Origin of the sequence: Embleya australiensis, assembly GCF_051903075.1 — a bacterium.
Taxonomy (GTDB): domain Bacteria; phylum Actinomycetota; class Actinomycetes; order Streptomycetales; family Streptomycetaceae; genus Embleya.
This window is the reverse complement of record NZ_CP182423.1, coordinates 846,230-871,380: the sequence shown is the minus strand read 5'-3', so window position 1 is coordinate 871,380 and position 25,151 is coordinate 846,230. Positions and strand designations below refer to the sequence as shown.

General features: G+C 71.6%; 24 protein-coding genes. 19 read left to right on the top strand and 5 right to left on the bottom strand.

Features of this window, described 5'->3' with window-relative positions:
* Positions 1-89 precede the first annotated feature (89 nt).
* From ACMXN5_RS34015 to ACMXN5_RS33980, 8 genes are all read left to right on the top strand, one after another.
* The gene (locus ACMXN5_RS34015) at positions 90-1,418 is read left to right on the top strand and encodes a sugar ABC transporter substrate-binding protein (RefSeq protein WP_439678744.1); all 1,329 of its coding nucleotides are present in this window, start codon (positions 90-92) and stop codon (positions 1,416-1,418) included.
* Positions 1,415-2,386, top strand: coding sequence for a carbohydrate ABC transporter permease (locus tag ACMXN5_RS34010; RefSeq protein ID WP_380006323.1), 972 nt, complete (start codon positions 1,415-1,417; stop codon positions 2,384-2,386). Before ACMXN5_RS34015 ends, ACMXN5_RS34010 begins: the two co-directional genes overlap by 4 nt.
* On the top strand, positions 2,383-3,249 hold the full coding sequence (locus ACMXN5_RS34005; RefSeq protein WP_439678743.1) for a carbohydrate ABC transporter permease: 867 nt from the start codon (positions 2,383-2,385) through the stop codon (positions 3,247-3,249). Before ACMXN5_RS34010 ends, ACMXN5_RS34005 begins: the two co-directional genes overlap by 4 nt.
* 103 nt (positions 3,250-3,352) lie before the next feature.
* A complete protein-coding gene (locus ACMXN5_RS34000) occupies positions 3,353-4,729 on the top strand; it encodes an alpha-L-fucosidase (RefSeq protein ID WP_439678742.1) in 1,377 nt (458 codons plus the stop codon).
* A gap of 51 nt (positions 4,730-4,780) precedes the next feature.
* Positions 4,781-6,208, top strand: a complete 1,428-nt coding sequence (locus ACMXN5_RS33995; RefSeq protein WP_439678741.1) for a chondroitinase-B domain-containing protein — start codon at positions 4,781-4,783, stop codon at positions 6,206-6,208.
* 35 nt (positions 6,209-6,243) lie between these two features.
* The gene (locus ACMXN5_RS33990) at positions 6,244-7,671 is read left to right on the top strand and encodes a chondroitinase-B domain-containing protein (RefSeq protein ID WP_439678740.1); all 1,428 of its coding nucleotides are present in this window, start codon (positions 6,244-6,246) and stop codon (positions 7,669-7,671) included.
* A 173-nt stretch (positions 7,672-7,844) separates the two neighbouring features.
* Positions 7,845-8,663, top strand: a complete 819-nt coding sequence (locus tag ACMXN5_RS33985; protein WP_439678739.1) for a sugar phosphate isomerase/epimerase family protein — start codon at positions 7,845-7,847, stop codon at positions 8,661-8,663.
* 95 nt (positions 8,664-8,758) lie between these two features.
* Positions 8,759-9,406 (top strand): SGNH/GDSL hydrolase family protein, encoded by a 648-nt coding sequence (locus ACMXN5_RS33980; protein WP_395795612.1) that lies wholly within the window; start codon positions 8,759-8,761, stop codon positions 9,404-9,406.
* Between the two features lie 24 nt (positions 9,407-9,430).
* Here the strand turns inward: ACMXN5_RS33980 and ACMXN5_RS33975 are convergent, their stop codons facing one another.
* The 3 genes from ACMXN5_RS33975 to ACMXN5_RS33965 form a co-directional block, all read right to left on the bottom strand.
* Positions 9,431-10,495, bottom strand: coding sequence for a LacI family DNA-binding transcriptional regulator (locus tag ACMXN5_RS33975; protein WP_439678738.1), 1,065 nt, complete (start codon positions 10,493-10,495; stop codon positions 9,431-9,433).
* Positions 10,496-10,644: 149 nt separating this feature from the next.
* Positions 10,645-11,880 carry a nickel pincer cofactor biosynthesis protein LarC gene (gene larC / locus ACMXN5_RS33970; protein WP_439678737.1) on the bottom strand — a complete coding sequence of 412 codons (1,236 nt, stop codon included), beginning with the start codon at positions 11,878-11,880 and terminating at the stop codon, positions 10,645-10,647.
* Positions 11,877-13,106, bottom strand: coding sequence for a lactate racemase domain-containing protein (locus ACMXN5_RS33965; RefSeq protein ID WP_439678736.1), 1,230 nt, complete (start codon positions 13,104-13,106; stop codon positions 11,877-11,879). Before ACMXN5_RS33965 ends, larC begins: the two co-directional genes overlap by 4 nt.
* 99 nt (positions 13,107-13,205) lie before the next feature.
* On the opposite strand from ACMXN5_RS33965, the gene ACMXN5_RS33960 reads away from it, so the two are divergent.
* The 10 genes from ACMXN5_RS33960 (at position 13,206) to ACMXN5_RS33915 (ending at position 22,945) form a co-directional block, all read left to right on the top strand.
* On the top strand, positions 13,206-14,582 hold the full coding sequence (locus ACMXN5_RS33960; RefSeq protein ID WP_439678735.1) for a mannitol dehydrogenase family protein: 1,377 nt from the start codon (positions 13,206-13,208) through the stop codon (positions 14,580-14,582).
* 100 nt (positions 14,583-14,682) lie between these two features.
* Positions 14,683-15,528: an asparagine synthase-related protein gene (locus ACMXN5_RS33955; RefSeq protein ID WP_439678734.1), complete on the top strand. Its 846-nt coding sequence runs from the start codon at positions 14,683-14,685 to the stop codon at positions 15,526-15,528.
* Entirely contained in the window at positions 15,521-16,210 is a 690-nt protein-coding gene (gene larB / locus ACMXN5_RS33950) for a nickel pincer cofactor biosynthesis protein LarB (protein ID WP_439678733.1), read from the top strand. The genes ACMXN5_RS33955 and larB overlap by 8 nt, the downstream gene beginning before the upstream one ends.
* Before the next feature lie 85 nt (positions 16,211-16,295).
* A complete protein-coding gene (uxaC, locus tag ACMXN5_RS33945; protein ID WP_439678732.1) occupies positions 16,296-17,699 on the top strand; it encodes a glucuronate isomerase in 1,404 nt (467 codons plus the stop codon).
* A 216-nt stretch (positions 17,700-17,915) separates the two neighbouring features.
* A complete protein-coding gene (locus ACMXN5_RS33940; protein WP_439678731.1) occupies positions 17,916-18,533 on the top strand; it encodes a TetR/AcrR family transcriptional regulator in 618 nt (205 codons plus the stop codon).
* Positions 18,530-18,877 (top strand): nuclear transport factor 2 family protein, encoded by a 348-nt coding sequence (locus ACMXN5_RS33935; RefSeq protein ID WP_439678730.1) that lies wholly within the window; start codon positions 18,530-18,532, stop codon positions 18,875-18,877. The genes ACMXN5_RS33940 and ACMXN5_RS33935 overlap by 4 nt, the downstream gene beginning before the upstream one ends.
* Before the next feature lie 197 nt (positions 18,878-19,074).
* On the top strand, positions 19,075-20,736 hold the full coding sequence (locus tag ACMXN5_RS33930) for an FAD-binding dehydrogenase (protein ID WP_439678729.1): 1,662 nt from the start codon (positions 19,075-19,077) through the stop codon (positions 20,734-20,736).
* Between the two features lie 43 nt (positions 20,737-20,779).
* Complete coding sequence (locus ACMXN5_RS33925) at positions 20,780-21,490, top strand: TetR/AcrR family transcriptional regulator (protein ID WP_439678728.1); 711 nt, start codon at positions 20,780-20,782, stop codon at positions 21,488-21,490.
* Between the two features lie 104 nt (positions 21,491-21,594).
* Positions 21,595-21,840: a hypothetical protein gene (locus ACMXN5_RS33920; protein ID WP_439678727.1), complete on the top strand. Its 246-nt coding sequence runs from the start codon at positions 21,595-21,597 to the stop codon at positions 21,838-21,840.
* Positions 21,841-22,093: 253 nt separating this feature from the next.
* Positions 22,094-22,945 (top strand): SDR family NAD(P)-dependent oxidoreductase, encoded by an 852-nt coding sequence (locus ACMXN5_RS33915; protein ID WP_439678726.1) that lies wholly within the window; start codon positions 22,094-22,096, stop codon positions 22,943-22,945.
* Between the two features lie 35 nt (positions 22,946-22,980).
* Here ACMXN5_RS33915 and ACMXN5_RS33910 read toward each other — a convergent pair whose 3' ends face one another.
* Complete coding sequence (locus tag ACMXN5_RS33910; RefSeq protein ID WP_439678725.1) at positions 22,981-23,889, bottom strand: TIGR03564 family F420-dependent LLM class oxidoreductase; 909 nt, start codon at positions 23,887-23,889, stop codon at positions 22,981-22,983.
* 122 nt (positions 23,890-24,011) lie between these two features.
* On the opposite strand from ACMXN5_RS33910, the gene ACMXN5_RS33905 reads away from it, so the two are divergent.
* Entirely contained in the window at positions 24,012-24,533 is a 522-nt protein-coding gene (locus tag ACMXN5_RS33905; RefSeq protein ID WP_439678724.1) for a TetR/AcrR family transcriptional regulator, read from the top strand.
* A gap of 115 nt (positions 24,534-24,648) precedes the next feature.
* Here ACMXN5_RS33905 and ACMXN5_RS33900 read toward each other — a convergent pair whose 3' ends face one another.
* Positions 24,649-24,924 (bottom strand): hypothetical protein, encoded by a 276-nt coding sequence (locus tag ACMXN5_RS33900; RefSeq protein ID WP_439678723.1) that lies wholly within the window; start codon positions 24,922-24,924, stop codon positions 24,649-24,651.
* Positions 24,925-25,151: the final 227 nt, after the last annotated feature.

Below are 25,151 nucleotides of genomic sequence, written 5' to 3'. Positions count from 1 at the left end.
ATCGGACTATTGACCGGCGAATCGGACCCCGTTACCGTCCCAGCAAGCGCTTTCCAGGCCACTGCGATCCGGCGAAAACAGGAGTAGTCATGCAAAGATCGCGATGGATCGGTGTCGGGGCCCTCGCCTCCGCCCTGATCCTCACCAGCTGTACATCCGGGCCTGCGGGAGTGGATGCCAAGCAGAACTCCAAGGCACCTCTCGAGCTTTGGACCCGGACGACGCCGGGCGGACCGGGCGAGAAGGGCGCGCAGGAGCTGGCCGCCGCCTTCGAGAAGGCCACGGGCTTCAAGGTCGAGGTCACGGCGATCTTCGACGACTTCGAGACCAAACTGCAGCAGCGCGCCGCCCAGAAGAAGCTTCCCGACATCGTCATGAACGACGCGACGCAGATCGGGACCATGCACAGCCAGGGTCTGCTCCGCGAGATCGACATGGGCAAGATCAAGGACAGCGCCCAGATCATCGGTCAGGGGCTGCAGTCCGGGAAGAGCCTGGACGGCAAGCAGTTCGGCCTGCCCATCTCCGCGCAGGCGTCCGCGCTGCTCATCCGCAAGGACTGGCGCGAGAAGCTCAAGCTCGAGCCCCCGCGGACCTGGGACGAGTTCGCCGCGATGGCCGCGGCCTTCACCACCCAGGACCCCGACGGCGACGGCAAGAACAACACCGCCGGGCTCGCCGCGCCGCTGTCCACCAAGCGCGGCTACGCCTCCTGGTACTTCTCCAACTTCCTGTGGGCCGCGGGCGGCGACTTCATCACCGAGACGGGCAAGGGCAAGTACAAGCCGGCCATGACCACCCCTGCATCGGTGCAGGCCATGCAGTGGTTCCGTGACCTCGGCTGCAAGACCAAGGCGATCCAGCCCGGCGCCGTGACCATGGACACCCCGCCGACGAACGAGACGTTCGAGGCGGGCAAGGCCGGGATGTACGTCGTCGGCCCGTACCTGCTGCCGCGCTTCGACAAGTCGCTCGGCGCGGACAAGTACGAGGTCGTGCCGATGCCCAAGGGGCCGAAGGACGCCACCGTCCTCGCCGAGGGCAGCTCCGTCTACCTGATGGCCGGCTCCGACAACCGCGCCGGCCAGGACGCCTTCGCGAGCTTCGCGGTCTCCGTCGAGGGCCAGAAGAAGGGCATGGAGGGCACCACCGGCTACACGGTGCAGATTCCCGTCAACACCAACGTGGACATCGCCCAGATCCGCACCGACCCGCGCTGGAAGACCTACGCCCAGGCGTACCAGGACTCCGGCCGCTACGCGCCCTCCATCCCGAACTGGACGCCGGTGCGACAGGTGACGGCGGACGCGGTGAACGCGCTCTTGGCGGACTGCGGCCTGGACATCAACACCAAGTTGCGTGAGCTCGACAAGCAGCTCGCCGACATCCTCAAGGAGCAGGGGATCGCCGCGTCATGAGCCTCGACCAGGCGGATCCGGCCGCCCTGCCGGCGACCGGCCCCGCCCCGCGAAAAGTGGGTCGCCGGGGCGGCGGGGCCGCCGACCGCCGGGTCCGCGGCCGCCGGGGAGGCCGGTGGTGGACGCCCTGGCTGTTTCTGGCCCCGGCGCTGATCCTCTCCCTGTACTTCAAGTTCATCCCCATGGTCAACGCGGTGACCATGTCCTTCCAGGACGTTCAGCCCTACCTGGGAAACCGGTGGGTCGGCACCGAGAACTACAGCACGGTGTTGCAGTCCCACGGGTTCCGCGAGGCCGTCTGGCACACGATCGTCCTCGCCGTCGGTCAGACCTTCGGCGCGATGGCGCTCGGCTTCGCCCTGGCCCTGCTGATGGAGGGGCAGAGCCGCCGACTGGGATTCGTGCGCTCCGCCGCGTTCCTTCCGGTGGTGGTGCCGATGGCGGTCGTCGCCGAACTGTGGCGGATCATGTACCACCCGACCGGCGACGGCATGCTCAACTCCATTCTCGCGCTGGCGGGAATGGGCCCGTCGGGGTTCATCAACGACCCCGACACCTCGATGGCATCCATCATGGTCACCGGCATCTGGCGCGGCGCCCCCTACGACATGATGATCTTCCTCGCCGGTCTGACGAGTGTGGACCGCGGTCTGTACGAGGCGGCCAGGGTCGACGGTGCCTCCCGGTGGCAGCGGGTGCGGCACGTGACGGTGCCCGGACTGCGTTCGGTGTTCTCGATCCTGTTCATCCTCGCCGCGATTCGCGGACTGCGCGTGTTCACCGAGGTGTTCCTGCTGACCAACGGCGGGCCCAACGGCTCCACCGAGGTCGTCATGACCCTCATCTACAAGCTCGGACTCGAGCAGAACCGGCTCGGAGTCGGCGCGGCGGGAGCGGTCCTGCTGTTCGCGGCGACGCTGATCCTGACCATCATCGTCCAACTGCTGCGGCGGAGGGAGAGCAAGTGAGCGAGTCGACCGAAACCGCGCTGGGCCTGACCGAGAGCCGCAGCATCGGCGGACGGATCCTGAAGGCCGTCGTCTACCTCCTGGTCCTGACCATGTTCGCGGGCCCGCTGCTGGCCCTGCTCGTCGGCGCCTTCGGCGACATCAAGGACCCGACGCAGCTGAGTATCGTGCCCTCGGGCTTCACGTTGGACAACTTCAACATCGCCTTCGACCAGGGGGTGCTCAAGTATCTGCTGAACTCCTTCTTCGTCGTCGGCTTCGGGCTGCTGCTCCAGGTGTCCGTCTCCGTCCTGGCCGGATACGCGCTGGCCAGGAAGGTCTTCCCGGGCATGACGCTGGCGTTCGTCGCCATCCTGGCGACGCTGATGCTGCCCGAGGAGATCCTTGCCATCCCGCTGTCCGTCGTGCTCGCCGACCTGCCGGTCGTGCACTTCAACCTCATCGGCACCCTCGCCGGAATGATCGTTCCCCTGGGTGCCTGGGGGTTCTCCATCCTGGTGATGACCGAGTTCATGAAGGACGTGCCGCGCGAACTCGAGGAGGCGGCGCGCATCGACGGCGCCGGGGACTTCCGGATCTTCGCCCAGATCATCCTGCCGATGTGCAAGCCCGCGCTCGGCGTCATCGGGGTCTTCGGCTTCACCATGATCTGGGACCAGTACCTGCTGCCCCTGCTCGTGGCCACCGACTCCTCCTCGTACACGCTGCCACTGGCGCTGCGGACCCTGCGGATCGACCCGGCCGTGACCCCCGGCGTGGTGATGGCGGCCTCGCTGCTGGCGCTGCTGCCCTCGGTGATCGTCTTCCTGTTCTTCCAGCGGTCGTTCGTCAGCGGCCTGTCCTCCGGGGCACTCAAGGGCTGAACCGCACACCCGTCGGCCCGCCCCCACCCCCTCCCGTACGACCAGCCCGACGCGCACGAAAAGCCGGCGCGCGCCGACGGCCGACGAGAAAGAGCGATTCCCCATGACCGCGAGCGCTGACACCCCGCAGGCGCATCCGTCCGCGACCCCGGATCCCGAGGCAGGCCCGGAGACGAACTGGTTCACCACCGCCCGGTTCGGCATGTTCGTGCACTGGGGTCTGTACTCCCTCGCCGCACGGCACGAGTGGGTCAAGAACCGCGAGGAACTGACCGACGAGCAGTACCAGGTCTACTTCGACCACTTCGACCCCGACCGCTACGACCCCGTCGAATGGGCCAGGACGGCCAAGGCCGCGGGCATGCGCTACGTCGTGCTCACCACCAAGCACCACGACGGCTTCTGCCTGTGGGACAGCGCCCTCACCGAGTACAAGGTCACCAACACCCCGTACGGCCGCGACCTCGTGGGGCCCTTCGTCGAGGCGTGCCGTGCCGAGGGGCTCAAGGTCGGCCTCTACTACTCGCTGATCGACTGGCACCACCCGTCCTTCCCCGTGGACGGCACCCACCCGCAGCGCGACGACGAGGCGTTCAAGGCCGCCAACGCCGACCGGGACATCCGCGAGTACCAGCGCTATCTGCACGGCCAGGTCCGCGAACTGCTGACCTCGTTCGGACGGATCGACTACCTGTTCTTCGACTTCTCGTACGTCGGACGCGCCTGGTGGGGCGGCAAGGGACCCGACGACTGGGACTCCCCGCAACTCCTGAAGACGATTCGCGAACTGCAGCCGCACGTCCTCGTCAACGACCGGACCGGCCTGCCCGGGGACTTCGTCACTCCCGAGCAGTACCAGCCGTCCGGCCCGATGACCGAGAACGGGCGACCCGTGGTGTGGGAGGCCTGCCAGACGCTCAACGGGAGCTGGGGCTACGACCGGGACAACCGGGACCACAAGAGCCCCGACCTGCTGATCCGCATGCTCGTCGACGGCGTGTCCAAGGGCGGCAACCTGCTGCTCAACGTGGGGCCCGACGGCCGCGGCGCGCTCGACCCGCGCGACACCGCGATCCTCGACGAGATCGGCCGATGGACGCGGCTGCACGAGCGGTCCATTCGCGGCTGCGGCCCCTCCTCGTACACCGCCCCCGCCGAATGCCGGTACACCCAACGCGGCGACCGGCTCTACGTGCACCTGTTCGCCTGGCCGCCGCGTCACCTGCACCTGCCCGGCCTGGCCGGCCGCGTGCGCTACGCCCAACTGCTGGGCGACGCGTCCGAGATCATCCCGGTCCACATCGACCCGGACCGGCCCGCGGTCAACACCGAGATGGGCGGCCAGCCCGCCGGAACGCTCACCCTCCAGATCCCGGTCGGGCGCCCCGACACCCCCGTACCCGTCATCGAACTGTTCCTGAACGCCCAAGCGATCCAGGACGCCGAGGACACCGCCGGGGACGCCCCGACCGTCGGCTGATCACCAGCCGCGACACCGTCCGTACCTCCACCACATCCTCACGGAGGCACCATGCAACGCCGCACGTTCCTGATGGGTACCGCGGCAGGGGTGGCGCTGGCCGCCGCCCCCGTCGGCGGAGCGCTGACCGCGAGCGCGGCCCCCGGCGCCGTCCGCACACTGGACGAGCTGCAGGCCGCGATCGACCGGGCCCGACCCGGCGACCGGATCGTGGTGGCCGACGGGACCTACACCGTCCCCTCGGACCGCCCGCTCACCATTCGGAACAAGCAGGGCATCGGCTTCGCGCCGATCACCATCGAGGCCCGGACGCAGGGCGGCGTCGTCCTGGAAGGCGAGCAGAGCTTCGTCTTCGAAGCGTCCACCCACATCACCCTGAGCGGCTTCTCCTTCCGGCAGCGGAACACGCTGGACATACCCCCGGACTGCTCGCACATCAGGCTCACCCGCAACGACATCCACCTCGCCGACATCGAGGGCGTGCACTGGGTGATGGTGCGCGCGGACGACAGCACCGTCGACCACAACCACTTCCACGGCAAGAGCACCCTCGGCATCTATCTCGGCATCGAGGGCGCGAACACCGACGAAATGGCCCAGCGGGTCCACGTGTACCGCAACTACTTCTCCGACCACACCTTCACCGGCTCCAACGGCGGCGAACCGATCCGGCTCGGCGTCAGCCCCCGGGCCCTGTCCAGCGCCCACGCGATCGTCGAGTACAACCTGTTCGAGCGGGCCAACGGGGACCCAGAGGCGATCTCGGTGAAGAGCTCGGACAACACCATCCGGCACAACACCATCCGCAACAGTTTCGGCGGCATCGTCCTGCGGCACGGCAACCGCAACCGGGTGGAGGCCAACCACTTCATCGACGGCACCGAGGGCGTGCGGATCTATGGCAACGACCATGTGATCGTCAACAACCACCTCTCCGGCCTGGCCGGGCGCGCCCTGGTGATCGGCAGCGGATCGGAGCGCGATCACCTGCCCGGCGAGACGCCCGAGGCGCGCCGCGGCAACGACGCCCCCGACCGCATCCTGATCGCGCACAACACCCTGGTGAACAACGGCGGCACGATCTCCGGCGAGAGCCAGCGCTCGCACGAGCCGCGCGATGTCACCGTCGCCGACAACCTGCTCGTCGCAGACACGGGCCAACTGGTCGCCATGGCCAACACTGTGCGCTTCACCTGGTCCGGCAATCTCCTGTGGGGCGCCGCCGCGGACGGCAACATCCCCGCCGGTGGCGGAACCCGGGTCGACCCGAAGCTGGTGAAGGACGCGTACGGTATCGCCCGCCCGGCCGCCGGCAGCCCGGCCATCGACGCCGGCACGCCGCGCCGGCCGCGCATCACGCACGACATCGACGGACAGCCCCGCACCAGGACGCCCGACGTGGGCGCGCACGAATACTTCCGCCGGGCGCCGAAGTGTGGCCCCCTGACCCCGGCCGACGTCGGCCCCCGGGCCGACTGAGCGACCCGCCCGCCCACTTCGACGCAGGAGGCATCATGCAACGACGCACGTTCCTCAAAGGCTCCGCCGTGGCCGCACTCGCCGCGGTACCCCTCACCACCTCGCTGTCGGGCAGCGCGTCCGCGGCCGACATCCCGGTCGCCTCCCTCGCGGCGCTCCAGAGCGCGATCAACGGCGCCGCGCCCGGTGACCGGATCGTCGTCGCCGACGGGACCTACACGGTCCCCGCAGGCGGCTCGATCACCATCTCCGGGAAGAACGGCACGAGCGCCGCACCCATCACCATCGTGTCGAAGACGCGCGGCGGTGTGGTGTTGAAGGGTGAACGCAGCTTCGTGTTCGCCAATTCGAGCAACATCGTGATCAGCGGCTTCGCCTTCCGGCACAGCACCACGATGGAGATCCCGACGGACTGCTCGGCGATCCGGCTGACCCGCAACGACTTCCAGTTCGCCGACAGCGGCGACCCGTACTGGGTCGTCGTGCGGGGAAACGACACGAAGATCGACCGGAACCACTTCCACGACAAGACCACCGCGGGCATCTTCGTCGTGGTCGACGGTCCTCCCGGCAAGGACAAGATGGCGCAGAACGTGCAGATCTTGCGCAATCACTTCTCCGACCACAGCTTCACCGGGGACAACGGTGGCGAGCCCATCCGCTTCGGTGTCAGCAGCCGGGCCCTGGGCAACGCCGGCGGACACGTGGAGTACAACCTGTTCGAGCGCTGCAACGGCGACCCCGAGGCCATCTCGGTGAAGTCCTCGGGCAACACCATCCGATACAACACCATCCGTGACAGCAAGGGCGGCATCGTGCTGCGCCACGGCAACGGCTCGACGGTCGAGGGCAATTACCTGATCGGCGGCTTCGACGGGGTGCGGATCTACGGCAACGACCACGTGGTCGTCAACAACTACCTCAGCAACCTGTCCGGCCGGGCCCTGGTGGTCGGCAGCGGCAGCACCCGGGACCACACCCCGAGCGAGACGGAAACCCAGCGGCGGGGCAACGACGCCTGCGACCGCGCGGTCATCGCGCACAACACCTTGCTCAACAATGCCGGCATGTTGGAGGGCGAGACGCGGACGTTCGAGCCGCAGAACGTAACCATCGCCGACAACCTGCTCGTCGGCGACTCGGGCGACCTCGTTGCCATGGGAGCCACCACCGGCTTCATCTGGAAGAGCAACCTGCTGTGGGGGGCGGCCGGCAACGGCAACATCCCCGCTGGAGGCTTCACCCGGGCCGACCCCCGGCTCGCCCAGGGCACGGACGGTGTGTCGCGACTGACGGCGGGCAGTCCGGCGATCGGCGCGGCCACGCTGAGCATCACCCTGGCCGACGACATCGACGGGGACCCGCGCGGCAGCGTACGCGACATCGGTGCCGACGAGTACGCGACGACGCCCGCACTCCGGCACCCCCTCACCGCCGCGGACGTGGGCCCGAACGCTCCGTGAGCGGCCGGCGGTGACGGGGCACCGGACGCCTGAGCGGTTCGTGCGCCCGACCCCGCCCGCGCCTCCGAAGCGGTCCGCCCGGCTCCGTCCGGGCGGGCCGCTTCGGCCCCGCTTCGGACCCCCGCTTCGCACCCCGCAGACCATCCACAGGCCGACCGCAGGAAGGCAGGGCCATGACCGAGGAGAGCCAACGGAGCGCGGCGGACCACCCCCCGCTCCGCCCGTCGGCCGCGTCGGATGCCGGGCGGATCCGTCCGGGCCTGTGCTCGGTCACCTTCCGCCGGCTGCCCGCCGCCGAGGTCGTGCGCCTCGCGGTCGATGCGGGCCTGGAGGTGATCGAGTGGGGCGCGGACGTGCACGCGCCGGCGGAGCAGCCCGGCGCGGTCCGCGCGGTCCGTGAGGTCTCCGCCCGCCACGGGCTGGTCTGTTGCTCGTACGGCTCGTACTTTCGCGCCACTCCCGCCGAACTGGCCGGATTCCCCGCCGTCGCCCGGGCCGCCGTGCTGCTCGGGGCACCCCGGATACGGGTCTGGGCGGGCGCGACCGGATCGCGGGAGACCCGGCCCGACGAGCGGCACACCACCGTGCGCGGCCTGCGGGAGGCGGCCCGGATCGCCGCCGACCACGGCCTGGAACTCGCGACGGAGTTCCACGGCAACACGCTCACCGACACCGTCGCCTCGACCCTTCGGCTGCTCGACGAGGTGGACGCGGACAACGTCCGCACGTACTGGCAGCCGCCCCAGAACACCCCCGACGAGGAGGCGCTGGCCGGGCTCGTCGCACTCGGCGACCGGGTCACCGCCGTGCACGTCTTCTCGTGGTGGCCGGGCAACAACCGGCTGCCGCTCGCGGACCGCCGGGACCTGTGGGTCGCGGCCCTCGGCCTACAGGCGGGCCGGGGTGTCGAGGCACTCCTGGAGTTCGTCCCCGGCGACGACCCGGCGGTGCTGCCGCGCGAGGCCGAGACGCTGCGGCGCGCGGCAGGATGAACCCCTCGACCCGACATGGTCGAGACTGTGATCCGGCGGGCCGCGCGTGGGATGTCCCGCCGGCCCGGCCACCCATCGACGCCAGGACGGCAGGCATGCACTTCAAGGACGACGACACGCTCCTGTTCATCGGCGACTCCATCACCGACGCGGGCCGCGACCGCGCCGATCCCACGTCGCTCGGTGGGGGATACGTGCACGAGATCGCCCGGACCCTGCGCGAGCGGGCGCAGGACGGACCCGGCCCCCGCGTCGTCAACAGGGGTATCAACGGCCACCGCGTGTACGACCTCGAATCCCGCTGGAGCACCGACGTCCTGGACCACCGGCCCACGGTCGTCACGGTCAAGATCGGCATCAACGACACCTGGCGACGCTACGACCGCGACCTCCTCAGTCCGGTCGACGAGTTCGAGGCGTGCCTGGACCGGCTGCTCGCGGTCACCACGCGGAAGTCGTCCGCGCGGCTGGTCGTGATCACCCCGTTCCTGCTCCCGGTCGGGCCGGACCAGGAACGCTGGTTCGAGGACCTGTCGCCGCGCACCGACGCGGTGCTGCGGGCGGCCGCCCGCAACGCGGCCCAGGTGGTGCGCGCCGACCTCCTGCTGCCCCGCGCGGCGCAGGAGCGGGAACCGGCGGAGCTGGCCCCGGACGGGGTGCATCCGAGCCCGCTGGGACACCGGCTGATCGCCGACGCGTGGCTCGCCGAGGTCGCGCCCGCCGCCCACGACGCACTGCGGTAGCCGACTCCGGGGCCGCGTACCGCTCTACCCGCTCGGACGCGGGCCGCGCCGGGCCCGGGCCGTCGAGTCGCGGACGACCAGCTTGACCGGCAGGGTCATCGGCTTGCCGGTGCGCGGTGCCGGTTTGCCGCGCGAGGACAGCAGCGCGTCGACGGCGGCCCGTCCCTGGGCGCGCAGCGGGGCGGCGACGGTGGTCAGCCCGGGACGGACGATGCGGGTCGGGAAGATGTCGTCGAAGCCGACCACGCTGACGTCCCGGGGCACTCGCACGCCGCGCGCCTGGAGGGCGAGCACGACCCCGATCGCCAGTTGGTCGTTGTACGCCACGACGGCGGTCGGCAGGTCCTCGGGGAACGCGTCGACGGCTTCGCGACCGCCCGCGACCGTCGGCGCGAACGGGCCCACACGCTGCACCCGCAGGCCCAGCCCGGTCGCCGCCTCGCGCAGGCTCCGCAACCGCATCCCGTCCGCCCACGAAGCCTCCGGGCCGGCCACGTAGGTCACCGTGCGATGCCCCAATCGGGCCAGGTGTTCCGCGGTCACGAGCATGCCGTGCGGGTTGTCGAGGATGATGCTGGGGACATCGGCGACGTCCCGGTTGAGCACGACCACCGGCCGCTGCTTGGCGGTCATCCGGATGGCCGAGTCCGACAGCCGGGTACCCGCCAGGACGAGTCCCTCGACGGCGGGCAACGCCCTTTCCAGGCTGGCGCGTTCCACTCGGTCGTTCTCCTGGGCGTCGATCAGCAGGAGTACGAAGCCGGCCTCGGCGGCGGCCGACTCGGCCCCCCGGATGATCTCGGCGTAGAACGGGTTGGTCACGTCGGAGACCACTAGCGCGAGCATCGAGGTACGGCCGGTGGGCAGCCCCGACGCCAACGGATTGACCCGGTAGCCCAGCTCCGACGCCACTCGCCGGATGCGCTCCGCGGTCGCCGCGTTGACCCGGCCGGGCCGGGCGAACGCCCGGGACACGGTGGACGCGGCCACCCCCGCGGCCCGGGCGACGTCGTAGATCGTCGGCGCCTTCCCGCCGGTCGACGCGCTCGGGGCGCTCGGGGCGCTCGGGGCGCCGTCACGCTCGCTCACCCGATCTCACTTCCGTTCTCGCGGGAAACCCCAGGTCCGGGGCGGCGACACCGGTGGTCGGACGACGCCGTGGCCGCCCACGGGATGGTGGAGGCAGCGCACTGTACCCCGTTTCGACGCCGCCACCACCGCGCGGCGGCGCCCCGGGTTCAGGCCGGTTCGGGGGCGAGCGTGCGCGGGGTGGGGGCACCGGTGGTCAGGGCCGCCCGGTGGGCGGCGGTGGTGGTGGCGGCGAGGACGACGTGCACGGGAAGGCCGAGCCGGGCGGCGAGGGCGGCGGCGGGGGCGTACTCGGGGGTCGCCTGGAGAATTCTGCCGCCGCGGTGGCCCACCTTGACCGGGAGGCGGTCGCCGAGCACGTCCACGTGCGTCCAGCCTCGTTGCAGCTCGGTTTTGCGGACCGGCCGTTCGCGGACGCCCAGCGTGGTGGTGAGGCGGAAGACGGCGTCGCGCAGGGGATCGGCACCCTGTGGTGGGCACAGCACGGAGAGCGTGTGCGCGGGGCGGCCCTTCTTCATCAGGATGGGGGTCAGCCAGGCGTCCGAGGCGCCGGCCGCCATGAGGGAGGCCAGGACGCTGGGCCACGCGCGCGGGTCCAGGTCGTCGATGTTGGTTTCCAGGACGACGGCCTCGGCGGCGTCCGCGGCGGCGTCGACGGTCGCTGCGGGGACCGGGGTGCCGAGGAAGACGCGCGTGACGTTGGGGCGTCCGGGGATGTCCCGACTGCCGGCCCCGACGCCGGTGCGCTCCAGCCGCAGGTGCGGCAGGGGCGAGCATTCGCGGGCCAGGGTGGTGAGCAGCGCCAGGCCCGTGGGGGTGGCGAGTTCGCCCTCCCCACCCGCGAACACCTGCCACTCGGCCGCGAGTTCGGCCACCGCGGGGGCGGGCACGGGAAGCTCGCCGTGGGCGGTTTTGACCCGGCCGAAGCCCAACGCCACGGGACCCGCCGTCAGTTCGGTCACGGTGAGGTCGTGCAGCGCGGCACACACCCCGACGACGTCGGCGATGGAATCCCAGGCACCCACCTCGTGGAAGTGCACCTCCTCTGTGGTGGTGCCGTGTACGTGCGCCTCGGCGACGGCGAGGCGGGCGAAGGCGGCCAGCGCCGACGTGCGCACCGGATCGGCCAGGGGAGCCTGCTCGATGAGGCGGCGTACGTCCCGCCACGTGCGGTGTGCGTGGTCGTGCGCACTCGGCGTCACGTCGATCCGCGTCGCCCGCATCCCGGCGCGCGTGACCCGCGTCTGCTCCAGGCGCACCTCGCCGGGGACCACGGCCTCCACCGCGGCGCGCACGGTGCTCAACGCGGCCCCGGCGTCGACGAGGGCGGCGAGCAGCATGTCCCCGGCGATGCCGGCGGACGCGTCGATCCACGCGGCCCTCACGGGCGCAACCGATGCAGGATCTCGCCGGCCTGCGGCACGACGAGGGTGTGCGGATCGGCGGCGAGCGCCGCGAAGTCCACCGCGGCGGGGTCCAGATGGCCCAGGTTCGCGCCGCGGACGACGTCCTCGGGAATGCCCGTCGCGAGGGTGACGGTCAACCGGCAGCGCTCGCCGTGCTCTTCGTCGTATGTACCCGCCCCGCGCAGGTGTGTGGAGTGCGCCAGGACGCCCCAGTGCAGGTGCTTGAAGCGGTCCCACTGCTTGGTGAAATAGTCGCGGCAGTGGTAGCCGATCTCCTCGATCTCCGGGTGCATCGCGGCGATCGTGCGCACGTGCGGCGCGTAGAGGATGACCTCGCCGCCGTCCGCGACGACCGGTTCGAGCTTGTAGAAGCCCTTCGCCGCGGTCCAGATGTCCTCGTACTTCTCCGGGATCACGGACACCACCCGCCGTACGGGTGCGTCCAGGTAGCGGACGTGCACCTGCGCGGACACGTCGGCCGCCGCCGACCACGCCGCCTCCGGGGTCCCGTACGCCATCGCGTGCAGCGCCCCGGTGCCGGATTCGACCACCACGCACAACGCGCGCCGGCGGCTCGGGATCAGCGCGGCCGCCTCGTGGATCAGCGCGCGCACCGGGGTGATGCCGCGTGTGCCGATGATCTCCGCGCTGGTGATCAGGGCCCCGAGCCAGTGCGACAGGTCGATGATGTCGGCACCCGCGACGCCCGGAAAGAAGTACTTGTCACCGCCGGAGAAGCCGACCACCTCGTGCGGGAAGACCGGGCCGACGACCAGGGCCACGTCGTGCTCCACGACGGCGCGGTTCAGGCGTACGTCGACCTCTTGGCGCAGCAGCCCGCCGGACAACTCGGCCACCCGGTCGGCGCCGATCGTGCCGACCGAGGCGAACGTCGACGGCTCCCACCACTCGTGGTTGAGCACGGTCATGCCGGGCAACGGCGGGATGTGGGCGGCCAGTTCGGCCTCGCCCATCGGCGCGTGCGTACCCAACGCGACCAGCACCGTCAACCGGGAGACCCGGCCGTACAGCGCCTCGTGCACCGCGGAGAGCAGCAGCGGAAGCGGGCAACTGCGGGTGCCGTCGGGTACCACCAGGCAAACGCTCCGGCCGTCGAGGTCCTCGCCGGCCAGTTGCTCGGCGACGAAGGCTCGCACCCGGTCCTCGGGCAGGACGGTGCCCGGCCCACCGATCTGTGCTGTCATGGCGGCCAGAGGACCATGGTGTCCGACGTGGTGCAAGTGCCCGGGGCAACACATGGCAACCGGTTGCCGCGCCGAGCCGGCGGCGGCGAACATGCCGTCATGCCAAGCCCCCGACCCACGACCCGACCGCTGTCCCGCGCGGTCGACGCACGCCCCGCCGCGCCGGTGCGCATGCTCCATCTCGGCCTGGGCGGCTTCTTCCGAGCCCATCAGGCCTGGTACACCGAGCACGCCGGGGACGCCGACCGGTGGGGGATCGCGGCGTTCACCGGGCGCAGCACCACGATCGCCGAGCGGCTGACCGCCCAGGACGGGCTCTACACGCTGGTCACCCGCGGTCCCGACCGCGACCGCCTCGAGGTGGTCGGTTCGCTCACCTCCGCGCACGCCGGCGGCGACCACGCCGCGTGGCTGGAGCACTGGCGGCGGCCGGAACTCGCCGTGGTCACCCTCACGGTCACCGAGGCGGCGTACACCCGCGCCCCCGGGGGCGGCCTGGACACCCGACGCGCCGACGTGAGCGCCGACATCGCCGCGCTGCGCGCCGATCCGACGGCCCCGGTGTCGACGGTCGCCGCGCGGCTGCTGTCCGGGCTGGCCGCCAGGCGGCGCGCGGGCGGCGGGCCCGTGGCCGTCGTGCCGTGCGACAACCTGCCGGGCAACGGCGAGGTCACCGCGCGAATGATCGGCGAACTGGCGGACACGATCGGGCGCCCCGAATGGCGCGAGGCCGCCGCGCACGCCTCGTACGTCGCCACCATGGTCGACCGGATCACCCCGTGGACCACCCCGGAGGACGTGGCGGCCGTGCGCGACGCGACCGGGCGCCTCGACGAAGCCCCCGTCGTCACCGAGCCGTTCATCGAGTGGGTGCTCAGCGGCGAGTTCCCGGCCGGGCGGCCCCGCTGGGAGGACGCCGGGGCCCGCTTCGTGGCCGACGTCACGCCGTACGAGGAACGCAAACTGTCGCTGCTCAACGGCGCCCACTCGCTGCTGGCGTACGCGGCGCCGCTGCGCGGGCACGCCACCGTCGCCGAGGCCGTGGCCGATCCGGTCTGCCGGGTCTGGGTGCGCGAATGGTGGGACGAGGCGTCGGCCCACCTGGACTTCCCGGAAACCGTGCTGACCACCTACCGGGACGCGCTGACGGACCGATTCGCGAACCCGCGCATCCGGCACACCCTCGCCAAGATCGCCGAGGACGGGGCGCAGAAGATCCCGGTGCGCGTACTTCCGACGCTCTACGCCGAGCGGGCGTCCGGTGCGGTGCCGCCCGGCGCGACCCGCGTCGTCGCCGCGTGGATGCTGCACCTGCTGGGAAAGAACGGGATCCCGGTACGCGACGGCGCCGCGCCGGTGCTCACCGGATCACCGGCCGAGGCCGTGCCCGCGGTGCTGGCCTTCCTCGATCCCGCCCTGGCCGGGGACACCGAACTGGTCGAAGCGCTCACCGCGCGGGCCTGGGAACTCGGCTGACCGAAGTCGTCGTCGGCGGCGCGGATATGCGCCGCGGACCTGCGCCACGGCCCCGGCGGCGGCACATCGGCGAACCAACCTCGAACAGGAGAAGCACGTCATGCTCCCGGGACTGTCCGACACCGACGGCGCGGCCGTCGACCGCGTCGGCGCACTGCTCCACACGCCCGGCCGGCTCGGGGTGGCCTTCTCCGGAGGCGTGGACTCCTCCGTGCTGCTGGCCCTGGCCGTGCGCGCGCTGGGCGCCGACCGCGTGGTCGCCGTGCTCGGCGTCTCGCCCAGCCTCGCCGCGGACGAGCACACGGCGGCCCTGCACGTCGCCGCGACGATCGGGGCGCGCGTGGTCGAGGTCGAAACCCATGAGGGCGACCTGCCGGCGTATCGGGCCAACGGCCCCGACCGGTGTTTCCACTGCAAGAACGAGTTGTTCGCCCGTATTTCCGCCGAGGTGGTCCGGGCGCACGGCCTGACGGCCGTCGCCTACGGCGAGAACGCCGACGACGTGCTGCGCGCCGATCGCCCCGGTGCCGAGGCCGCCGTGCGCCACCGGGTGTTGCGCCCGCTCGCCGACGCGGGCCTGGACAAGGCGGCGGTCCGCCGGATCGCCGCCGCGCTGGGCCTGCCGTGCGCGGACAAGCCGGCCGCGCCCTGTCTGGCGTCGCGGATCCCGCATTTCAGCGAGGTCACCCCGGACAAGCTGGGTCAGGTCGAGGCGGCGGAACGGGGCCTGCGGGAGCTGGGGTTCAGCGACTGCCGGGTCCGCCACCACGGCGACGTCGCGCGGGTCGAGGTACCCGTCGCCGAGATCGCGGCGCTCGCGGGCGACCTGCGCGAGGCGGCCTTGGCGGTGGTCCGGGCCGCCGGGTTCCGGATGGTCGCCGTCGACCTCGCGGGCCTGCAGTCGGGTGCCTTCACGCTGTCCCTGATCGGAGTTCGCCATGGCTGAAACGACCGAATCGTTCGCACGTCTGGACCACGAGCGGATCGACCGCAGGGGATATCCGGAGGCGATCTTCTGCGAGGGGAAGACTCCGGAGCAGGTGGGCGCGATCGCCGCCGAGCTGCGCGAGCGCGGCCGGGGCCCGGCCCTGTTCACCCGCGCCGGTTCCGAGCACGCGCGGGCGGTGCTCGCCGAACTGCCGGACGCCCGGCACGAGTCGCAGGCCCGACTGCTGGTGTGGCCGCCCGTACCGCCCGCCCCGGAGGGGGGTCTCGTGGTGGTGTTGGCGGCGGGTACCTCGGACCTCCCGGTGGCGCTGGAGGCCGAGTTGACCGCGCGTTATCTGGGCCGGCGCTGCGAATCGGCCGTGGACGTGGGCGTGGCCGGACTGCACCGCGTGATCGGCATGCTCGATCTGCTGCGCTCCGCCCGGGTCGTGGTGGTCGCCGCCGGCATGGACGGCGCGCTGCCCAGTGTGGTGGCGGGGCTGGTCGCGGCACCTGTCGTCGCGGTGCCGACCTCCGTCGGCTACGGAGCGGCCTTCGGCGGCCTGGCGCCGCTGCTGTCCATGCTCAACGCGTGCAGCCCCGGGGTCGCGGTCGTCAACATCGACAACGGCTTCGGGGCCGGGCACCTGGCCGCGCAGATCGCGGCACCCGTCACCCCGGCGGTCGGGGGCGCGACGTAGGGGTCGGCTGGGAACGAGTCCCGCGTCGCGGCAACACATGACAACCGATTGCCGTGTTCTCCGGCCGCGGACGACCATTCGGGGTATGCCCTCCTCACTCCATCCCGACCGGCTCCTGCCCGTCGACGCACCGACGCGCGCCGTCGCCCGCCGGCTCTACGAAGCCGTTCGCGACCTGCCGATCCTGTCGCCGCACGGTCACGTGGACCCTCGTCTGCTGGTCGACGACCAGCCGTTCAACGATCCGGCGAGCCTGCTGATCTCCACCGATCACTACGTCACGCGCCTGCTGCATGCCTGCGGTGTCCCGCTGGACGAACTCGGGGTGGGGCAGGGGCCGTTGGCCGAACAGCAGGCCCGTCGGGCGTGGCGCGCGATGTGTGCGCACTGGACCGCCTTCCGGGGTACCCCCGTCCGCTACTGGATGGAGGCGGAACTCGTCGAGATCTTCGGCGTGACCGAACGTCCCGCCCCGGCCACGGCCGACCGGATCTACGACACGATCGCCGCGCGCCTGGCCGAACCGGCCTACCGCCCTCGGGCGCTGTTCCGCCGCTTCGGCATCGAGGTGCTGGCCACCACCGACGACCCCGCGGACGATCTGGCGGCCCACCGGGCACTGGTCGCCGACCCCGAGTGGACGGCGCGGGTCCTGCCCACCTTCCGCCCCGACCGCTACCTGGAACCCGGTGCGGACTGGGCGGCGGCCGTGGCGCGCCTGGGCGAGGCCGCGGACATCGACACCTCGGACTACGACGGCTACATCCGGGCGTTGGAGGACCGACGACGCCACTTCATCGCGCACGGCGCCACGTCCGCCGACCACAGCCACCCGGACGTGGGCACCGAACCGCTGACCGACGGCGAGGCCGCCCGCATCTACCGGGCCGCCCTCCAGGGCACGGCGAGCGAGGCCGAGGGCGTGGCCTTCCGTCGGCACATGCTCCTGGAGATGGCCCGCATGTCCTGCGACGACGGCCTCGTGATGACCCTGCACCCGTCCGTGCGCCGCAACCACCACGCGCCCACCCACCACCGGTACGGCCCCGACACCGGCCACGACATCCCGCTGCGCGCCGAGTTCACCGACGCCCTGCGTCCGCTCCTGCACAGGTACGGAACCGCCGAAGGGTTCCACCTGATCCTGTTCACCCTCGACGAGACCGTCTTCACCCGGGAGATCGCCCCGCTGGCCGGCTTCTACCCCTCGGTCTACGCGGGCGCCCCGTGGTGGTTCCTCGACGCCCCCGACGCCATCCGCCGGTTCCGCCGCGCGGTCACCGAGACGGCGGGATTCGCCCGGACGTCCGGCTTCGTCGACGACACCCGGGCCTTCTGCTCCATCCCCGCCCGCCACGACATGTCACGGCGCCTGGACTGCGGCTACCTCGCCGAACTGGTCGCCGAACACCGACTCGACGAGGACGAGGCGTTGGAAACGGCCGTGGACCTGGTCAGGGTCAATCCCCGAAAGGCGTTCAAGCTGTGACCCTTGCCCGACCCGGCACCCCGGGCTGACCATCTCGTCGTTCGCGGACCACCCACAGGTCGCCGAGGACGCCGCCGCCGGAGTGGGCGAGGGGCTCTTTGCCCGTCCTCCCGGACTGCGGCACATCCCACGAGGCACGCGGGTGGTCCGCGCCCGCGGCTTTGCCCGCGCGGCGCGCCCGGGTGGCGTGCTAGTTTTGTGAGCGAGCGTTCAACTATGGAGGTGGCGGTGGGCCGCAAGCAGCTCTGGGATCAGGCGGAGGTACTGGGCTCCGCCATGCGACTGTTCCGTGCCCGCGGCTATCTCGGGGCCTCGCTGCGGGACATCGAGGAGGCGACCGGGCTGCATCCGGGCAGCCTGTACCGGGTGTTCCAGAGCAAGGACGGCCTGTTCCGCGCGGCGCTGGACGCCTACAACGAGCAGGTGGTGCAGGGACGCGTCCGGGCCCATCTCCTGGAATCGCCGGACCCGGTGGCGGGCATCCGGTCGTTCTTCACCTCGACGTTCGAGACCGGCCTCGACCCCGATCCGGGATGTCTGCTCACCAACACCGCCGTGGAGTCCTTCGCCGTTCCGCAGGCCGCCGACGGGGTGCGCCGCGGGCTGGAGACGATCGAGTCCGGCCTCGTCCAGGCCCTGACGCGCGCCCGAGACCTGGGTCTGGCGGCCGCGGATCTGGACGTGGAGGTCTCGGCGGCCCACCTGCTGGCGCTCTACCAGGGCCTGTTGGTGCTGGTCCGAGCCGGCACCCCCCGCACGAAACTGCACACCGTCACCGATGGCGCGATGGCGTCGATCGACCGCAAAAAGCCCGAGAAAGAGGAACGACGATGAGTGACTCACAGCGGCTCTGGGAGAACTACGCCGCGTGCTGGTCGGCCGACCCCGGCGAGCGGTCCGCCGCGCTTCGTACGGTGGCGGTCGACGACGTCGCCTATCGGGACCCGGGCACGGAGGTCCGCGGGCTGGCCGAACTGGCCGACTACATGACCGGATTCGCCGGAGCCTTCCCCGGCCACCGGTTCCGCATCGACGAGGTGGTCGAACACCACGACCGGTCGCTCGCCCGGTGGACCCAGCTCGGCGAGCAGGACCAACCCGCCATGGCGGGCGTGAGCACCGCGCTCCACCGCGACGGCCGACTCGCCGACATCACGGGGTTCTTCCTCCCCGCGTGAGCGCAACGCGCGGCCTCGCCGAGCACACGGCCGATCCACCGGCCCCACTCGGCGAGGCCGCTGCCCCGAGGGCACATTGAAAACCGAACAGGTAAAAGGTTTTCAACTCTTGGCGGAAAACCGAACGCTCGCTAGAGTTTCATGCGCCGGGCCGCCGTGCGCCACGTTCAGCCGAGATTCACCCAGGAGGTTCCGCCGTGATCGACCACGCGGACGTCATCGTCGTCGGTGCCGGCCTGGCCGGCTTGGTGGCCACGTACGAACTCACCCGTGCGGGGCGGCGGGTGATCGTGGTGGACCAGGAGAACGAGGCCAACCTGGGTGGCCAGGCGTTCTGGTCGTTGGGCGGGTTGTTCCTGGTGGACAGTCCCGAGCAGCGCCGTATGGGGATCAAGGACTCGCGGGAACTCGCCCTCGCCGACTGGCTCGGCTCGGCGGGCTTCGATCGAGAGCGTGAGGATCGGTGGCCGCGCCGGTGGGCCGAGGCGTACGTCGACTTCGCCGCCGGGGCCAAACGGGCCTACCTGCACGGGCTCGGCCTGCGGCTGACCCCCGCCGTCGGGTGGGCCGAGCGTGGCGGCGGCACCGCGACCGGGCACGGCAACTCCGTACCGCGTTTCCACCTGACCTGGGGCACCGGCCCCGAGGTGGTGCGGGTGTTTCGCGAACCGGTGCTCGCGGCGGCCGAACGCGGCCTGGTGGACTTCAGGTTCCGGCACCGGGTCGACGACCTGGTGGTCGAGGACGGCGCGGTCACCGGTGTGCGCGGGACCGTACTCGTACCCGACGACGCGCCGCGCGGCGTGCGCTCCTCGCGCGAGGCGGCCGGGGAGTTCGAACTGCGCGCCCAGGCCGTCGTGGTCACCTCGGGCGGGATCGGCGGCGACCACGAACGGGTCCGCGCACACTGGCCGGTCGACCGGCTCGGCCCGGCCCCGGCCGAGATGATCACCGGGGTGCCCGCGTACGTCGACGGCCGGATGCTCGATGCCGCCGAACGCGCCGGGGCGTCCCTGGTCAACCGCGACCGCATGTGGCACTACACCGAGGGCATCAAGAACTGGGACCCCATCTGGCCCGACCACGCGATCCGGATCATCCCCGGCCCGTCCTCGCTGTGGTTCGACGCCACCGGCAAACGCCTGCCCGCCCCGCTGTTCCCCGGCCACGACACCCTCGCCACACTGCGCCACATCGGCGCCACCGGACACCACCACACCTGGTTCGTGCTCACCCGCACCATCGTGGAGAAGGAGTTCGCGCTCTCCGGGTCCGAACAAAACCCTGACATCACCGGCAAAGACCTCAAGCTCGCCCTCTCCCGGGTCAAGAAGGGCGCCCCCGGGCCGGTACAGGCATTCCTCGACCACGGCGAGGACTTCGTGGTCCGCCACGACCTGCGCGCCCTCGTCGACGGGATGAACGCGCTCACTCCCGACACCCCGCTCGACTACGCCGACATCGAGCGCGAGGTGCTGGCCCACGACCGCGAGGCGGCCAACCCGTACGGCAAGGACCTGCAACTGATGTCCGTCCGCAACGCCCGCGCCTACCTGCCCGACAAGATCACCCGCGTGGTCAAACCGCACCGCTTCCTCGACCCCACACACGGTCCGCTGATCGCCGTACGCCTGCACATTCTCACCCGCAAGAGCCTCGGCGGCCTCGAAACCGACCTCGACGCACGGGCGCTGCGCCCGGATGGCGAGGTGATCCCGGGTCTGTACGCGGCAGGCGAGGCAGCCGGCTTCGGCGGCGGCGGCGTCCACGGCTACAACGCCCTGGAGGGCACCTTCCTCGGCGGCTGCATCTTCTCCGGCCGCGCCGCCGGACGTGCGCTGGCGCAACGCCTCGCGTGACGCGTCACGCGCCCCGGACGCGGCGAAAGCAAGGAGACAGCGTGTGACCGCGTCCCCCGGCACGGCGGACACCCCCGCCGAACCCCCGGCCCGCGCCGCGGGCCGCAAGCGCGGTACCTACGCCAAGACCGAGGCGCGGCGCACCGAGATCCTGGACGCCGCCCTGGCCGCGTTCGCCAAGTCCGGCTATCGGGCCGGGTCGGTCCGCGAGATCGCCAAACTGGTCGGAATGAGCCCGGCCGGGATGCTGCACCACTTCGACAGCAAGGAAGCGCTGCTCACCGCCGTACTCGAACACCGCGAGGCCATCGCGCACCGCGTCGCCACCCGCTACGGCATCACCGGCCTGGACACCCTCGTCGGCCTGGTGGAACTGGCCCGCTACAACGCGCGCCACCCCGGCATCGTCGAGTTGTACTGCGTCGTCTCCGCCGAGGCGACCGCCGCCGACCACCCCGCCCACCCGTACTTCGTCGCCCGCTACCGGCGCGTCCGCACCCGGATCACCGAAGCCCTGGAACACGCGGGCCGCAAGGGCGAACTACGCGCCGGCGTGGTTCCCGAGCGGTCCGCCCGCGCCTGCGTCGCGCTGATGGACGGGCTCCAGGTGCAGTGGCTGCTCGAACCCGACGCCGTCGACATGCCCGGCGAACTCGCCGAACACTTCGCCTCCCTCGTCCGCCCCGGCGCATGGCGCCGCGCCCTGGCCGCGGCCCCGGACCCGACCCGACCCGAAGATTTCCCCACCGAGTGAGCCCCGACCGCGCCCGGCCGAGCCGCTCGACCCCGCTGCCGGAGTCGCGGCCTCACACTCGGCAACATCCTGCTGAACAACGGCGTCGGCTGGAGGACGCCGGCATGTTCGTCCCCCAACACGTTCTGGTCCGCAATCTGACCGACACGTTCCTGACCGGAGGCGGGGACCTGCGCTACGAGGCGCTCGACGTGAGCCTGCGGGACGTCGACGGCCGGCAGCCCACGGTCGGCTACCGGGACCCCGACGGCACGCCACACGTCGTCGCCTGCGACTTCATCGCCGGCACAACGCGGGCGACGCCTCCTGCGAAGGAGAGTTCCGCAGACAAACCGCCCGCGCGGAGATGACCCGCCTGTTCACCTCCCCCACGGCCCACAAACTCTTCGGTGAACTCACCGCCGGCGCCAACTGAGCATCGATCCACGGGGCGCCGGGTTTGACGAGGCCGAAAGACTGGGGGAGAGGGCGATTCGCCGGCCGATTCCGGTCGGATATCCGGCCCCGACGGGTGCGGGCCCCGCGCGTGGAGGTCTCGGGCTGCGGGGCGGTGGACGCGCGGGTGAGCTGCCGGCGCGGGGCGTTCGGATGGGAGGAGGCAGCATGCGGGAACTTGCGGGACGGGTCGGTGTGGTCACCGGGGCGGCCGGTGGGATCGGGTACGGCATCGCGCAGGCACTGGCGGACGACGGGATGCGCGTGGTCCTGGCCGATACGGACACGGCTCGGCTCGAGGAAGCCGCCGCGATGTTGAGGGCGGACGGTGCGGAGGTGGCGGTGGTGCCCACCGATGTGCGGGACGCGGCCGCCGTTCGGGCCCTGGCGGATGCCGCACTGGCCGGTTTCGGACGGGTCGACGTCGTCTGCAACAACGCCGGGGTGTGGACGTTGAACAGGCAGTGGGAGACCGAACTCGTCGACTGGCAATGGGTCGTGGACGTCAACCTGTGGGGCGTCGTGCATGGTGTGCGCACGTTCGTTCCGCTGATGCTCGCGCAACCGGAAGGCGGGCACATCGTGAACACCGCGTCGACGGGCGGCTTGATCGGCGGCGCGATGACCGGACCGTACAGCGCCACGAAACACGCGATCGTCGGCCTGACCAAGGGACTTCGCGCCGAACTGGCCGAAACCCCGGTCGGGGTGTCGCTGCTGTGTCCGGGCAAGGTGCGGTCCGAGATGCTCGACCGGGTCAACGCCCGCCCGGTCGCGGACGCCGACGACGAGACGCCCGGGGACGGCGGGCCGACGCCGTCCGCCCGGGACGTGATCGACGCGATGCGCAGGTCGCAGGCGGGGGCGATGAGCGCCAGGGAGGCCGGCGAACAGGTCGCCGCGGCGATCCGCGAGGACAGGTTCTGGGTGCTGCCGGGCGCCGACGCCCACGCGCCCCTGGTGCGGGCGGAGTTCGACGAACTGATCGGCGCGTTCGGAGCGACGTCGGGCGACGGGTGAGTCCCGGACCGGGCGCGCGCCGGCGTCCGGCGTGGTCAGACCTCGGGGCGGAGCGCGGCCAACAGGGCGAGTGTCGCGGCGCGTTCCTCGGCGGTGCCGGTCAGGCTCGCGGTCAGTTCGGTCGCGCCGGCCTCGGCGTAGCGGCGAATCCCGCGCGCCACCGTCTCCTCGTCCCCGGCGATCACCGTCTCGACCACGCCTTTCTTCCCTTGGCGGTCCAACTGGGCGCGGTACGCCGGTAGTTCGCCGGCGAAGCCGAGACGCTGCCCGACCTCGCGCAGTACCCGTGCCGGGTCGGCGGTGACGCTGACGATGGCGGTGACCACGATGCGGGGGGCGGGTCGCCCGGCCGCCGCGGCGGCCTCGGTGACGGTGGGGCGGATGTGTTCGGCGATCGCGTCCGGGCCGGTCCACACCACGACCACGCCGTCGGCGAGTTCGCCCGCGACGCGCAACATCCTCGGTCCCAGCGCGGCCAGGAGCAGATCGGGCGTGCCGGCGCCGGGTGTGTCCAGGGCGCCGACCGCGGTGACGGTGCGGCCGCGGTGCTCGACGCGCTCACCGCGCAGCAACGGGCCCAGAACGGTGAGGTATTCGCGGATGTGGTCGGCCGGACGATCGTAGGAGTGGCCGAACACGCCCTCGATCACCGGCTTGTGCCCGGGGCCGACCCCCAACGTGAACCGCCCGCCGGTGGCGGCGTGCGCGGTCAGGGCCTGGCCGGCCAGCGCGATCGCATGCCGGGGGTAGGTGGGCACGATCGAGGTGCCGACGTCGATGCCCGGGACGCGGGCGCCGGCGAGGGCGGCCACGGTGAGCGCGTCCCAGGAGGCGAGTTGGGGAAGGAAGGCGCTGTCCAGCCCGGCCCGAGCCGCTGCCTGGACACCGTCCAGGAGGTCGTCGAGGCCGGGGCGTTCCGGGTTGACCAGGGTTCCGATGCGCATCGCGACTCCAAAGTGAATCGTGGATTCATGTTGCCCGATGCAGCGTAGCCTAAGCTGAACCCGTCCTTCAGGTTGGTCGCGGTGCACCTTCCGCGACCAAAACGAAAGAAAGGGTTCCCCGAGTGCGAGCCGACGCCGAACGCAACCGCGCGCTGATCGGCGCGGCGGCGCTTCGCCTGTTCTCCCGGCACGGCGCCGACGTGTCGATGGAGCGGATCGCCCGCGAGGCGGGCGTCGCCGTCGGCACCCTGTACCGGCACTTCCCGGACCGCAACGCCCTGGTCCACGCGATCGCCGCCGACACGCTGCGCGACCTGCTGGCCCATGCCCTGGAGGCGGTCGGGCGAGACGAGCCGCGGCTACGCACGCTGCTCGAGATCGTGGAGTACTGCGCCCAGCTCCCACTGGCCCTGGTCGCCGCACTGACCGCAACGCCGGTCGCGGACCCCGAGGTGGTGGAACTGCAACGCGAGGTCGACGCCCTCCTGGAACAGGTGATCGGCCAAGCACAGGAGGAGGGCGACCTGCGCCAAGACCTCACCGCCACCGAAATCGTGACCCTGGTCAAGGTAATGGTCTGCCGCGCCAACGCCCGACCCGACGACCCGCTCACGGTGGTAATCCTGGCCGGCCTGGCCCCATGAACCCACACCGCCCGCCGCCGAGGCCGGGTCGCGGTCGACGACGACGCGCGACCCGGCGGGGTGCCGGGACGGGGGCGGGGACGGGGCCGGGAGGTTGCCCGCGGTCCCGCTTCGGCTACTTGCCGAACGTAAGCGATGCCGCCGGGGAGGCGTTGCCGTATGCGTCCACGGCTACGACTCGGGCCACGTACCGGCCGCTCGCGGCCGTGCCCGGTACGGGGATGTCGAGGGTGTTCGGGCGGGACATGAAGTAGTAGTCCGACAAGACCTTGGACGAGACGAGCGACTTCCCCGTCGCCGCGTCGGTGATGTCGACGTTGTAGTGGTGCACCATCTGGTCGTCCCTGGCCTGGGCGATCCGTACGGCCGTGCCGCCCTTGGCGTCGCGCACCGCGGACAGCGGCTGACGCTTGGTGAACTGCCCCGGTCGGCGGTGATCGCGGCGAGCCGCTGCTTGAGCCAGGCGCGCTGGGCCGTGTCGGAGTCGTACGTCTCGCTGTTGATCGTCAGCACGTGCAGGCCGCCCACCACGGAGTCGTAGTAGCCGCCGCCGGAGTCGGGGAACCACGCCTTGGGGTAGGCGCCCCGACCGTGGGGCGGATGTTCCGGCGGCGGTCG